Below are 12234 nucleotides of genomic sequence, written 5' to 3'. Positions count from 1 at the left end.
TCGCCCGCCAGGCGGAAGTGAACGGACCGTTTGCGCCGTAGAGCGTGGCGAACAGGCCGTTCGCCTCTCCTCGCAGAACTATGCGGACAGCAGCTGGGCGCAGCGGATCAGGCCCAGGTGGGAGTACGCCTGCGGGTGGTTGCCCAGGGAGCGCTCCGCGATCGGGTCGTACTCCTCCGACAGCAGCCCCGTCGGACCGGCCGTGTCGACGATCTGCTGGAACAGCTCCTCCGCCTCGGTGCGGCGGCCGATCAGCAGGTACGCCTCGATCAGCCAGGCCGCGCACAGGTGGAAGCCGCCCTCGTCGCCGGGCAGCCCGTCGTCGCGGCGGTAGCGGTACACGGTGGACCCGCTGCGCAGCTCCGCCTCGATCGCCGTGACGGTGGCCTGGAACCGCTCGTCGGACGGGTCGATCAGCCCGGACAGCCCGACGTGCAGCGACGCCGCGTCCAGGTCCGAGCCCTCGTAGGCGGTGGTGAACGCCTGCACGTCCGGGTGCCAGCCGTTCTTGACCACGTCCTGGCCGATCTGGTCGCGCAGCGGCGCCCACGACGGGTCGGCCTCGCGGCCGTACGCGGTCGCCAGCTTCACCGCGCGGTCCAGCGTCACCCAGCACATGACCTTGGAGTACACGTGGTGGCGCGGCACGTCGCGCTCTTCCCAGATGCCGTGGTCGGGCTCGAACCAGCGGTGCGAGACGGCCTCGGCCATCGCCTTCACCAGGTCCCAGTCCACGTCCCGGATCCGGCCGGTGGCCTGCGCGAGGTGCGCGATCAGCTCCACCACGGGCCCGAACACGTCCAGCTGCACCTGCTGGTCGGCGAGGTTGCCGACGCGGACCGGCCGCGATCCGGCGTAGCCGGGCAGGCTGTCGATCACGGCCTCCGGGCCGAGCCCGGTGCCCTGCAGCGTGTACAGCGGGTGCAGCCGCTCCGGTCCGGGCAGCGTCTCCAGCACCCGGTGCAGCCAGTTCAGGAACGCCTCGGCCTCGCCGGTGGAGCCGAGCGTGACCAGCGCCTGCGCGGTCATCGCGCCGTCGCGCAGCCAGCAGTACCGGTAGTCCCAGTTGCGGACGCCGCCGATCTCCTCCGGCAGCGAGGTGGTGGCGGCCGCCATGATCCCGCCGGTGTCGGTGTTGCACAGCCCGCGCAGCGTCAGCGCGGAGCGGGCGACCAGGTCGCGCTCCACGTCGGGCAGCGACAGCGTCTTCATCCACTCCGACCAGTACCGGTCGGCGACGTCGCGGCGCTCGGCCTCGGTGTCCGCCGACGACAGGTCGTCGGTGCCGCAGCGCAGCTCCAGCACGACCGGGTTGTCCTCGCGCGGGTCGACGACCGCGTGCGCGGATTCGTGCATGCCGTCGGAGGTGATCTCCCACTGCACGCCCGGCGAGTACAGCACCATCGGCTCGGCCGTGCCCTGCACCCGCAGCCCGCCGGCCTCGGCGGTCAGCCGCACCGGCACCTGCCCGAACTCGGGGCGCGGCGCGAACTCCACCGCCGCCGGCACGCCGCCGCTGATCACCCGCACCAGGTCGGTGCGGTGGCTGTCGGTGCCGTGCGCGAGGTAGTCCGTGACCAGCAGCCGCGACCAGCGGGTCTCCACGATCATGGTGTTCGGCACGTACCGCTGGCCCAGCGGCAGCGGGCTGCGCTGGGCGCCGTTGCCGCCCTGCGGGCGGACCGTGAAGTGCCCGGCGCCGGGTCCGCCGAGCAGGTCGGCGAACACCGCGGCCGAGTCGGGGCCGGGGTGGCACATCCAGGTCAGCCGCGCGTCGGGGGTGACCAGGGCGACGGTGCGCTCGTTGGACAGCATCGTCAGCCGCTCGATCGGCGGGGCCTGCTCGCCGTAGAGCCAGGTGCGCCGTTCCTCCATCAGGAACGCCAGCACGGTCGCGACCTCGGTGGTGCTGTCGATCCGGTAGGCCGCCAGCGTGTCCCCGTCGCCGACCTTGATGCCCAGGTCCGGGCCGTGCAGCCGGGCGAAGGCCTTCTCGTCGGTGACGTCGTCGCCGAGGAAGATGGCCGCGGTGGCGCCGACCTGGTGGCGCAGCGCGTCGAGCGCGTTGCCCTTGTCGGTCTGCACCACGGCCAGCTCGATGACCGCCTTGCCCTCGGTGACCTGCACGCCTTCCCAGGCCGCCGGGCCGGTGCGGACGGTGTCCAGCACCTCCTCGGCCACCTCGGCTTCGGCACGCCGGACGTGCACCGCGACGCTGGCGGGTTTGTTCTCCAGCGTGACGCCGGGTTTGCCGCGCACGATGTCCTGCAGGGCGATCTGCAGCTCCGTGCGCAGCTGGGTGGCTTCGGGTTCGAGTTCGTGCACGAACCCGACGTCGAACTCCGAGCCGTGGCTGCCGACGAGGTAGACCTCGGCGGGCAGCCGGGACAGGGTGGCGAGGTCGCGCAGCGCGCGGCCGGAGATCACCGCCGTGGTGGTCGCCGGCAGCGCGGCCAGCGACCGCAGGGCGTGCACCGATTCGGGCAGCGGTTTGGCCTGGGTGGGGTCCGCCACGATGGGGGCGAGGGTGCCGTCGTAGTCGCAGGCGACCAGAAGTCGAGGCGTCCGCGCGAGCTGCACGATCACGCGTCGCAGCTCGGCAGGAAGGGCTTCGGCGGTCAACGCCATACTCCTCAGGGGGGCGCGGTCAAGTCGTTTGTGGATCGATCCCGTTCGCGCCACGGTGGTGACCGTCGACGGCGAGCGGTTCGAACAAGTATCGCTGAGGCCGGACCGTCCGTGTTGTGGACCGGTTACTCGCGGCTACTCCACGAGCGGTGCGCCCAACGCTTCGAGGAACGACCGCGCCCAGCGGTCGACATCGTGCGTGAGCACCTGCCTACGCAGTGCGCGCATCCTACGGCGTCCTTCGGCCTCGTCGATGTCGAGGGCCGCGAGCAACGCGTCCTTGACCCCGTCCAGGTTATGCGGGTTCACCAGGAACGCGCTCGTGAGTTCCGCCGCAGCCCCGGCGAATTCGCTCAGCACCAGCGCGCCGCCGAGGTCGTGGCGGCAGGCCACGTACTCCTTGCACACCAGGTTCATGCCGTCTCGCACCGGCGTCACGACCATGACGTCGGCGGCGCAGTAGAAGGTCACCAGGTCCCTGCGGTCCACCGAGGTGTGCAGGTAGTGCACGGCCGGGTGGCCGACGCGGCCGAACTCGCCGTTGATCCGTCCGACCTCGCGCTCGATGTCCTCGCGCATCTGCTTGTAGTGCTCGACGCGTTCCCGGCTGGGCGTGGCGATCTGGATCATCGTCACGTCCTCGGCCTTGATGTGGCCTTCGGCGAGCAGCTCGTGCATCGCGTGCAGCCGCACGTCGATGCCCTTGGTGTAGTCGAGGCGGTCGACGCCGAGCATGATCTTCTTCGGGTTGCCGAGCTCGGCGCGCAGCGTCTTCACGCGCTGCTGGATCTCCTTGGTGCGCGCCAGCTTGTCGAGCCCGGCGGCGGCGATGGAGATCGGGAACGCGCCGACGCTCACGGTTCGGTCGCCGACCTGCACGACGCCGGGCCGGGAGCGGACGCCGACCTGGCCGCGGCTGGGTTCGAAGCCGGCCAGCCGGCGGGCCAGCCACAGGAAGTTCTGCGCGCCGCCAGGCCGGTGGAAGCCGACCAGGTCGGCGCCGAGCAGCCCGCGCACGATCTCGGTGCGCCACGGCAGCTGCATGAACAGCTCGACCGGCGGGAACGGGATGTGCAGGAAGAACCCGATGCGCAGGTCGGGCCGGAGCTCCCGGAGCATCGCCGGGACCAGCTGCAGCTGGTAGTCCTGCACCCACACCGTCGCGCCTTCGGCGCTGACCGCGGCTGCGGCCTCCGCGAACCGCTTGTTGACCCGCCGGTAGGAGTTCCACCAGGCGCGGTTGTACACCGGCGGCACGACCACGTCGTGGTACAGCGGCCACAGCGTGGCGTTGGAGAACCCCTCGTAGTACTCGGCGAATTCGTCCGCCGACAGCGGCACCGGGTGCAGCTGCAGGCCGTCGTCGCTGAACGGTTCGACCTCGATGTCGGCGACGCCGGGCCAGCCGACCCACGCGCCGCGCCGGGCGCGCAGGAACGGCTCCAGCGCGGTGACCAGCCCGCCGGGGCTGTGCCGCCAGCGTTCCGTGCCGTCGTCGAGGCGTTCCAGATCCACCGGCAGCCGGTTCGCGACCACGACGAAGTCCGCTCGATCGGGCGTGCTGCCCTTGCTCACCGGTTTTCCTCCCGCCGTATCGGCCACCTGTCGCGAGGCTAGCCAATCCAACCTGCCGCTGCGTGCTGCGTGTGGTGCAAACCGAGCCCGCCTGCCCGTGGGTCGTCCGGCCCGTCGGAACGCCGCCGGAAGACCCGCAACCGATCAGTCGATCCGGCGCTTGGCGGGGCGCAGCGGGCCGGACATCCGCGGCCCGGCGAACCGGCGTTCCAACCTACCGAGCCGGGAGCGGACCGGCTGCGCGAGATATTCGCCGAGCACCACGCCGGCGCCGAGCGCGAGCCCGGTGGCGACGGCGAGCATCAGCGTGGCGACGCCGGTCGGGCTGCCCAGCACGGACAGCTCGTACAGGCCGCGGTAGGTCGCGAATCCGGGCAGCAGCGGCGCGACGCCGGAAACGGCGATCACCAGCGCGGGGATCCGCAGCCGCCGCGCGATGATCCCGCCGATGAAACCGACCACGGTCGTCGCCACGGCCCCGGCCAGCACGGTGTGCACGTCGACCAGCGTCAGCAGCGAGTGCACCGCTGCGGCCACGCCACCGCCGATCCCGGCCGCGAGCAGCGGCCGCGGCGGCGCGTAGCTGGCGAGCGCGAAGCATGCCGACGTGGACGCACCGGCGAGCATCTGCACGGGCAGGTGCAGGGCCGGTGCCAGCACTTCGGCGCGCCCGAGGCTCTGCGCGTCCAGGCTGCCGACGGACTCGCCGCCGATGCGCACGCCGATGTACAGCGAGAGCACGACGCCGGCGATCAGCCCGGCGGACATCAGGGCCAGCTCGGCGATCCGGCCTGCGGCGGTGACGTTGTATCCGGTGATGGCGTCCTGCATGGAACCGACCACGGTCATACCGGACAACAACACGATGATGCTCGCCGCGATCGCCAGTGCGGCGTTGTCGAGCATGCCGGTGGCGTAGCAACCCAGCGCGACCGCGGTGGCGATCGCCCCGCCGACGGCCTGTTGGAAGAAGAACGGCAGCGCGCGCTTGTTCAGCAACCGCCCGACGCGATCCACCAGCGCGGTCGACCCGGCGGCGACCAGCGGCAGCAGCGGGGTGGAGCCGCCGCCGAGCAGCACGGCCAGCGACGCGGCCATGCCGGCCCAGGACAACGTGGCGACCCAGCGGGGGAACGGGTGCGGAGCAGTGGTGATCCGGTCCAGCTCGGCGTAGGCCTCGGCGGCGGTCAGCTCGTTGGCCGTGATCCGCCGCAGCAGCGCCTCGACGTCGGCGAGGCGCGTGTAGTCCAGGGAGCGGTTGCGGACCACTCGCAGCGAGGTGATCGGCGGCAGGTCGGTGCCTCGGTAGGTGGACACCGTGATCGACGTGTAGATGACGTCGACCTCGGTGTGCGGCAGACCGTAGGCGCTGACGACGGCGATGATCGTCGCGGTCACATCCGAGGCGCCGGCCCCGCTTGCCATCTGCACCTCGCCGATGCGCAGCCCGAGGTCGAGCACGAGGTGGACGGTGGACTCGTCGGGCAGAGCCGGCCCGTAGACGACGTTGCGAGTCCCGGGCGGCATGGTCAGTTCCGGGTCGCGCCGCCGCAGCACACCGCGGGCGCGGTGCGTGATTCCCACTGCTGGTCTTCCTTCCTGCCGGGCCGCCTTGCGAGCGGGCCGCCGTGCCTGATCTTCCCCTCGGGCATCGCCTGTCATGAGCCGACCGTTGCACTCACAATCTGTGTCGTCCATCACTGATTTCCGGCCAGTCGTCGACCCCACCGGAAGCCACCGCCCGGCGCCGGTCGCGCGGCCGCTTTCCACCCCGGGCGGATGGACGCATACGATGTCCCCGCACGACGGAAGTGCATGCCGCTGTAGCTCAGTTGGTAGAGCGCCCGCCTTGTAAGCGGACGGTCAGGGGTTCGAGTCCCCTCAGCGGCTCCAAAGGTACCTGACCTGCGCTTTTGACGAAATCAGACGATCTGTCGATTGCAGCACAAAAACGCCCCGCCCGGCATCGGCCGAGCGGGGCGCATTCGTTGAACGGCCGGAGCTGAAGTTTCGGCAGCTGATGTCCCGTGAGCGCTTTGGGGTGCCATAGCGCCCCAAACCACTCACGGCCACCTACCTGCGAAAACCACCAGCCTTGACCTTGCCGAGGAAAGCTGCGAAGGCGTCGCGGCTGAACGCCAGGACAGGACTCGACTCGCCGAGCTTCGAGTCCCGAACGCCGCGAGCGCCGGGCGCAGCGCCAACCTCGACGCACTGCTGCGGATTTCCGCTGCTCCGAGTCGACTTGTGCCAGTTGGTGAACGCGCTCGCGTTCATGCTGACCCTCCTGGATGACGATTGATCACAGATAGTTGTCCGCTTCGCGGAGCAAGTAGTCACGAGAGGCCACCGGATCGAGTGCTGCCCCTGTGAGCCGTGCCCACAAGTGACTGTACGTCTCGACGTCGTCCTCCTCGTCGAGATACCTGCCGTCGTGAAAGTCCTCCAGATACACGAACTCCAGCGGCCCAGCCTTGCCCGGTGACGGAATGCGGAATGTCGTGAACGGATAGGTGCAAGCAGGCGGGTAAGTGCGGGCCTTGAACGGCAGGATCTGCAGCTGAACGTTGGCCAACGTGGCCACCTCCGCGAGGTGGATCAGCTGCTCGCGCATGACCTTGGCGTCCCCTACCTGCCGAAGCACGCACGACTCCGACATCACGAACCCGATCTCGGGTGCCGACGAGCGATCGACGATCTTCTGCCGTTCCAGCCGCGCCCGGATGGCGTTGTCGATCGACTGATCGAAAACTCGCGGGCCGCCCTCGGTGAACATCGCCCGCATGTAGCCCTCGGAGAGCTGATGGGGGTCGTGAGTGGCAATGGTCGCCTGAGCGACCATTGCCACTCACGACACCCGGGGGCACTCGTGCCTTGATTGCGAACGACATGAAGCCCGATCCCTGGCTGGTTCCGCATCTGGATGCGTTGCGGGCGAGCGTTCTGGCCGGGTTTCGGTTCTTGCACCTTCCTCGGTTCGACAATGTCCTTGTCCTGCAAGGACTTCGGATCGCGCACGGGGCGATGGACATGTTCCGGGCGAGTTCGGCCGACGATGCGCTCGCGGCGCGGTTCCGCGTCGAGGACCTGGGAACCGGCTCCCCGCAAGCGGTTTGGCACCGGTACGGGCCAGTCGCCGATGCCGTCCGCGCGCTGCTCGACCTTCCGCCGCACGGTTCGCCCGGCGCGCCGGGCTTGGCGCGGTCGCTGTGGCTGCCCGGCGATGAGCTGCTTCGGAACGGAGGACTGGGATGACCTGGCTGCTGTGGTTCTTCGCGGGATACGTGCCCGGCCTCGCCGTGCTGGTCATCGCACTGTGCCGACTGAACGGGCGCGAGCCGACCGGCCAGCACTCCGGCTCCGGCGACGGCGCGCTGACCGTCGAGCACCTCATCGCGCGCGTCGAGGACGACCAGGTGTCAACGGATTGCTACGGCAGGCACGCACTCCGCGATCCGGGCCTGTTCCGGGTGGCGGTGTAGCCATGGCCGCGAATTCCAAGCCACCGCGCGTGGTCCGGATGAAGCACACCAAGCCGAATCGGTTCCTGCCGATGGCTTGGCGCGTCGAACGGCTCTCGCCCACCGAGGCCTACACCATCCGCTGGGGCCGCGGCGCGGGCTACTTCACCGTCCCGCGCGGCGACATCGGCAGCTCCCCCGGCGACGCCCACCTGATCGACACCGTCCACATAGGTCACGACTGGGCGGACGAGGCCGACGTGACAGCCCAGCTCCGGACCTGGTTGCGCCACAAGGCGAACCCCACCGCCGAACGGCGTGACCCCACGACTCCGCCCGATGCCGCCTCCCCGACCCCGAGGCATCGGAGCGGACGGCCGGTCGGCGCAGGCCCCGCGCCGACCGGCCACCCGGCCATGCGCTGCGCCGCCAGCCAGGGCACTTCACCGCCCCGGCGACCCGGTTGGCGTCAAGGGCGGTGCGTCAGCAGGATCTTGCCGAAGATCCCGCCCGCTTCCATCGCGCGGTGCGCGTCGGCCGCCTCGGCGAGCGGGACCGTCCGGCCGACGACCGGCCGCACGGAACCGCGTTCCACCAGGGGCCACAGGCTCTCGCGCACCGCTGCCGCGATGCGTCCCTTGTCGGATGCCGGCTGGGGTCGCAGCGCGGTGGAGGCGATGCTCGCGCGCTTGGCCATCAGCTTGCCGATGGCCAGCTCTCCGGTGAGGCCGCCCTGGAAGCCGATGATCACCAGCCGGCCGCCCGTCGCCAGGGCATCGAGGTTGCGGTCCAAATAGGACGCCCCCATGTTGTCCAGGATCACGTCCGCCCCACCGGTCTCCTCCACCAGCTCGCCGACGAAGTCCTGCTCCCGGTAGTCGATCGCGATGTCCGCCCCGAGCCGCCGGCACTGGTCGAGCCGTTCAGCCGAGCCCGCGGTGACCGCCACGGTCGCGCCGAGTGCCTTGCCGACCTGGATCGCGTGGGTGCCGATGCCGCCCGCGCCGCCATGCACAAGGAGCACCTCACCAGCCCGGAGACCGGCACCCATGACAACGGTGGACCACACCGTGCAGGCCACCTCGGGCAGCGCTGCGGCGGCGACCAGACCGACACCTTCCGGCACGGGGAGCAGCTGAGCGGCGGGCACCACGACCTGCTCCGCGTACCCGCCACCGGAGAGCAGCGCGCACACCTCGTCGCCGACCCGCCATCCGTCAACGCCCTCGCCCAGCACCGCAATGGTGCCCGAGCATTCGAGGCCGAGGATCTCGCTCGCTCCGGGCGGCGGCGGGTACAGCCCTTGTCGTTGCAGCACATCCGCCCGGTTCACCGCGCCGGCCGCGACGCGGACGACCACCTCACCTGACCCCGGTCGCGGATCGGGTACCTCGGTCCAGTCCAGGACCTCGGGTCCGCCTGGTTCGCGAATCGTGATCGCACGCATGACCTCTCCTGCGTCGACGTCTCTCGGCGGGTTTCAGTTCATCCGGAAAGCCCGCCCCGACCAAGGAGCAGTCCGCGTCCGCTGCGTTCACGAATCGTGATCGCAGGCCCGCAGCAGTTCGTCCAGGCACTGCGGCGGGTAGGTCTTGGAGACCGCGAGCAGGGTGGTCATGTTGATCGGTGTCGCCGTCGGCCTTAGCGCCACCCGAGGCGTGACCAACCGGCTGGCCTGCGACTCGTACAGCACCGTCCAGGTGTCGGCGCTGCTTCCCACGATGGCCAGCGTGTCCTGCATGGTGGTGGCCGGCGGGCCGAACACGGGATCGAAGCCGGCTGCTCGGCAGGACGACATCATCAGGTCGTGCAGCGGCGCGTTGCGCGCGCGGTCGGCCAGCCGCAACGGCATGCTCGCCAGATCGGCGAGCTCGACCACCGGCGCCTCAGCGAGCGGGTGATCGACCGGCAACGCGACGGTGAGCCGGTCCTGCCACAGCGGGATCAACCGCAGTTCGGGGCTGTCGGTGACGCCCCGGACGAACGTGGCGTCCAGCTCGCGTGCGCGCACCTGGTCCAGGCGCGCCTGGGTGGGTGCCGACACCAGCACGACGCTGACCTGCGGCAGCAGCCTGGTCAGCTCGTCCAGCACGCGGTCCAGGTGCTCGCCGAGCCCGTTGCTGGTGCCCAGCCGCAGCTCGGTGGACCGCGAGGCGGCGAAGTCGGCGATCCTGGCGCGCGCCTTGCTCTCGGCGGCCAGCACCGCACGCGCCTCGGGTAGGAACAGCTGACCGGCCGGGGTCAGCCGCACCACCCGTGGCGAACGGTCGAACAACTCCACGCCGAGCTCCCGCTCCAGCCTCCGCACTTGCTGGCTCACCGCGGCTTGCACGATGTGCAGCCGCTGCGCGGCCCGTCCGAAGTGCAGCTCCTCGGCGACCGTCACGAAGTACCGGAGTTGGCGAAGTTCCACCACCGCAGTGTCACCGGCGCGGCCCGGGCGCCACCCGGCGCACTGCCGATGTGTATCCGCGATCACGATTCCTGATCGCAGCGAGCACGGACTGCTCCTTGGTCGATCCGGACCTCTGATGTGGACTTCTGTCAGGCCGGAAAGCCTTGGACAGGAGGAGAACTGCGATGCCGATCGTGACCGTGCAGCAGGGGCCGCGCGCAACCGAGGCGAAGCGCGAGCTGGTCGAGAAGATCACCGATGCGTTCGTCGAAGCCTATGCGGTGCCTGCGGAATCCGTGCAGGTGTGGATCCACGAAGTGCCCGGCGAGAGCTGGGGCAAGGCCGGGACGCTGACCGCGGACAGGTAAGCGGGATGCGCCGTCGTGAGTGCGACAGCGGGCTGTCGCACTCACGACCCCGGATCAGCGGCCCTGCAGGGCCTTGACGTTGTTGCCGAAGGTCCAGGACTTCGAGCCGTCCCAGTTGATCGACCAGGTCATCAGGCCCTTCAGGCCGCCGTTGTAGTTGTTCCACGCCTGGGCCACCAGGTTCGGCGGCATGTAGCCGCCGCCCGCGCCCGGCTGGGCGGGCAGGCCGGGAACCTGCTTGTCGTAGGGCACCTTGATCGTGGTGCCCTGGATGACCAGGCCGTTGTTCAGGCAGTCCGTCTGCACCACGAAGCCCTCGACCGTGCCCGCCTGGTACGAATCGCCGGAGCAGCCGTACATGCTGCCGTTGTAGTACTGCATGTTCAGCCACCACAGCCGGCCGTTGTCCGCGTACTTCTTCACGATCGGCAGGTACGCGCCCCAGATCGACCCGTAGGTCACGCTGCCGCCGGTGACGTACGCGGTCTCCGGCGCCATCGTCAGGCCGAAGTTGGCGGGCATCTTGGCGAGCACGCCGTCGATGATGCGGATCAGGTTGGCCTGCGAGGGCGAGAGCTCGTTGATGTTGCCGCTGCCGCTGAGGCCGGTCTCGATGTCGATGTCGATGCCGTCGAAGTTGTACTTCTGCAGGATCGGGACCACCGTCTCGACGAACCGGTCGGCGACGGCGCTGGATGACAGGTCGATGCCCGCCGTGGCGCCGCCGATCGACATCAGGATCGTCAGCCCGTTCGCCTTGGCCTCGCACATCTCGGCGGGCGTGGCCACCTTCACCGTGCTGTCCATCCCGTCTTCCCACAGGACGGTGCCGTCCGAGCGGATGACCGGGAACGCCGCGTTGATCACGTTGTAGCCGTGCTCGCGGATGGCCGGGTCGGTGATCGGCGTCCAGCCGAACGGCGGGTGCACGCCGTTGGCCGCGCCGTCCCAGTTCTCCCAGTAGCCGTGCAGCACCTTGCCCGCGGGCTTCGACTTCACCGGGCACGTCTCGGCCGCCGGGTTCGCGGCGTTCGCCACCGGCTGCGCCTCGGTCCCTGCCGCGACCTGCGGGATCGACAGCGCGGCGACGAACGCCGCCACCAGCCCGGTTCTCAGCAGACGTTTCGTCCGACCGCTCATTCCCGAATCCCTTCGCGACAGGACCAATTCCGCAATTGGTCCGGTGTTCAGCCGATCGTCATCAGGAACTTTTATGACAAATTTCGCGTCCGGAAACAAGATTTCGGAAAAAGTGGTATTTACCAATTTGACCGAAAGTCGCGCGAGATCGCCGGGCCCGGCCCGGGGCCGCAATGATGGCGCCATGGGCACCCGAACCACGTTGACCGACAAGCTCTTCCGCATCGCCGTGCTGCTCAAGGGCCTGGACGGCGCCGTGCAGCTGATCGCCGGTGTACTGCTGATCTTCTTGTCCCCCAGCACCATCACGCGGCTCGCCCACGCCGTCGTCACGCGGGACCTGCTGGGCCCGCCGACCGGGCCGCTGGCCGGGCACTTCGAAGAGGCCCTGCAGCACTTCGCCGGCGGCAACCGGGCGTTCGTGATCACCTACCTGATCGCCCACGGCGTCATCAAGATCGGCCTGGTGATCGGCCTGCTCCGCAAGATCATGCCGCTGTACCCGGTGGCGATGGCGGCGCTGGGCCTGTTCGTCGTCTTCGAGGTGCTGCGCGCGGTGCAGACGAAGTCGGTGGTGCTGCCGCTGTTCGCGGCGCTGGACGTGGCGATCATCGTGCTCGTGCTCCGCGAATACCTCGAATTGCGCCGCCGGTAGCGGATCGAGCGG

The 12234-nt window shown here is 69.8% G+C and carries 12 protein-coding genes and 1 tRNA gene; 5 read left to right on the top strand and 8 right to left on the bottom strand.

From position 1 onward, the window contains the following. Nucleotides 1-78 precede the first annotated feature (78 nt). The 3 genes from otsB to ACWEV3_RS28785 all read right to left on the bottom strand — a co-directional run bounded on the left by otsB (nt 79) and on the right by ACWEV3_RS28785 (nt 5787). A complete protein-coding gene (gene otsB / locus ACWEV3_RS28795) occupies nt 79-2628 on the bottom strand; it encodes a trehalose-phosphatase (protein WP_452616882.1) in 2550 nt (849 codons plus the stop codon). Between the two features lie 135 nt (nt 2629-2763). Beyond that, nucleotides 2764-4203, bottom strand: a complete 1440-nt coding sequence (locus ACWEV3_RS28790) for an alpha,alpha-trehalose-phosphate synthase (UDP-forming) (RefSeq protein WP_452616881.1) — start codon at nt 4201-4203, stop codon at nt 2764-2766. A gap of 144 nt (nt 4204-4347) precedes the next feature. Then, nucleotides 4348-5787 carry a threonine/serine ThrE exporter family protein gene (locus ACWEV3_RS28785; protein WP_452616880.1) on the bottom strand — a complete coding sequence of 480 codons (1440 nt, stop codon included), beginning with the start codon at nt 5785-5787 and terminating at the stop codon, nt 4348-4350. Nucleotides 5788-6020: 233 nt separating this feature from the next. On the opposite strand from ACWEV3_RS28785, the gene ACWEV3_RS28780 reads away from it, so the two are divergent. Beyond that, nucleotides 6021-6096: transfer RNA gene (locus tag ACWEV3_RS28780), tRNA-Thr, on the top strand. 180 nt (nt 6097-6276) lie between these two features. Here the strand turns inward: ACWEV3_RS28780 and ACWEV3_RS28775 are convergent. Both ACWEV3_RS28775 and ACWEV3_RS28770 read right to left on the bottom strand, forming a co-directional pair. Then, entirely contained in the window at nt 6277-6480 is a 204-nt protein-coding gene (locus ACWEV3_RS28775; protein ID WP_452616879.1) for a DUF397 domain-containing protein, read from the bottom strand. A 25-nt stretch (nt 6481-6505) separates the two neighbouring features. Continuing rightward, nucleotides 6506-7045 (bottom strand): DUF5753 domain-containing protein, encoded by a 540-nt coding sequence (locus tag ACWEV3_RS28770; RefSeq protein WP_452616930.1) that lies wholly within the window; start codon nt 7043-7045, stop codon nt 6506-6508. A gap of 188 nt (nt 7046-7233) precedes the next feature. On the opposite strand from ACWEV3_RS28770, the gene ACWEV3_RS28765 reads away from it, so the two are divergent. Next, nucleotides 7234-7458, top strand: coding sequence for a hypothetical protein (locus ACWEV3_RS28765; protein ID WP_452616878.1), 225 nt, complete (start codon nt 7234-7236; stop codon nt 7456-7458). Beyond that, a complete protein-coding gene (locus ACWEV3_RS28760; protein WP_452616877.1) occupies nt 7455-7685 on the top strand; it encodes a hypothetical protein in 231 nt (76 codons plus the stop codon). The genes ACWEV3_RS28765 and ACWEV3_RS28760 overlap by 4 nt, the downstream gene beginning before the upstream one ends. A gap of 448 nt (nt 7686-8133) precedes the next feature. On the opposite strand, the gene ACWEV3_RS28755 is transcribed toward ACWEV3_RS28760, so the two are convergent. Together ACWEV3_RS28755 and ACWEV3_RS28750 are read right to left on the bottom strand one after the other, a co-directional pair. Beyond that, nucleotides 8134-9111, bottom strand: a complete 978-nt coding sequence (locus ACWEV3_RS28755; RefSeq protein ID WP_452616876.1) for an NAD(P)H-quinone oxidoreductase — start codon at nt 9109-9111, stop codon at nt 8134-8136. A gap of 87 nt (nt 9112-9198) precedes the next feature. After that, nucleotides 9199-10077, bottom strand: a complete 879-nt coding sequence (locus ACWEV3_RS28750; protein WP_452616875.1) for a LysR family transcriptional regulator — start codon at nt 10075-10077, stop codon at nt 9199-9201. Nucleotides 10078-10223: 146 nt separating this feature from the next. On the opposite strand from ACWEV3_RS28750, the gene dmpI reads away from it, so the two are divergent. Then, a complete protein-coding gene (gene dmpI, locus ACWEV3_RS28745) occupies nt 10224-10427 on the top strand; it encodes a 4-oxalocrotonate tautomerase DmpI (protein WP_452616874.1) in 204 nt (67 codons plus the stop codon). 54 nt (nt 10428-10481) lie between these two features. Here the strand turns inward: dmpI and ACWEV3_RS28740 are convergent, their stop codons facing one another. Then, nucleotides 10482-11567 (bottom strand): chitinase, encoded by a 1086-nt coding sequence (locus ACWEV3_RS28740; protein WP_452616873.1) that lies wholly within the window; start codon nt 11565-11567, stop codon nt 10482-10484. Between the two features lie 184 nt (nt 11568-11751). On the opposite strand from ACWEV3_RS28740, the gene ACWEV3_RS28735 reads away from it, so the two are divergent. Then, nucleotides 11752-12222 carry a DUF2127 domain-containing protein gene (locus ACWEV3_RS28735; RefSeq protein WP_452616872.1) on the top strand — a complete coding sequence of 157 codons (471 nt, stop codon included), beginning with the start codon at nt 11752-11754 and terminating at the stop codon, nt 12220-12222. Nucleotides 12223-12234: the final 12 nt, after the last annotated feature.

This window comes from Saccharopolyspora sp. NPDC003752 (genome assembly GCF_053605825.1).
The sequence above is the reverse complement of the archived record's forward strand: the minus strand, read 5'-3'. Positions and strand labels throughout refer to the sequence as shown.

Excerpts from the sequence above, each read along its gene's own strand:
- otsB (WP_452616882.1), bottom strand. The coding sequence starts at position 2,628 with ATGGCGTTGACCGCCGAAGCCCTTCCTGCCGAGCTGCGACGCGTGATC.
- ACWEV3_RS28775 (WP_452616879.1), bottom strand. The coding sequence starts at position 6,480 with ATGAACGCGAGCGCGTTCACCAACTGGCACAAGTCGACTCGGAGCAGC.
- ACWEV3_RS28740 (WP_452616873.1), bottom strand. The coding sequence starts at position 11,567 with ATGAGCGGTCGGACGAAACGTCTGCTGAGAACCGGGCTGGTGGCGGCG.
- ACWEV3_RS28770 (WP_452616930.1), bottom strand. The coding sequence starts at position 7,045 with ATGGTCGCTCAGGCGACCATTGCCACTCACGACCCCCATCAGCTCTCC.
- ACWEV3_RS28765 (WP_452616878.1), top strand. The coding sequence starts at position 7,234 with ATGTTCCGGGCGAGTTCGGCCGACGATGCGCTCGCGGCGCGGTTCCGC.
- ACWEV3_RS28760 (WP_452616877.1), top strand. The coding sequence starts at position 7,455 with ATGACCTGGCTGCTGTGGTTCTTCGCGGGATACGTGCCCGGCCTCGCC.
- ACWEV3_RS28755 (WP_452616876.1), bottom strand. The coding sequence starts at position 9,111 with ATGCGTGCGATCACGATTCGCGAACCAGGCGGACCCGAGGTCCTGGAC.
- ACWEV3_RS28735 (WP_452616872.1), top strand. The coding sequence starts at position 11,752 with ATGGGCACCCGAACCACGTTGACCGACAAGCTCTTCCGCATCGCCGTG.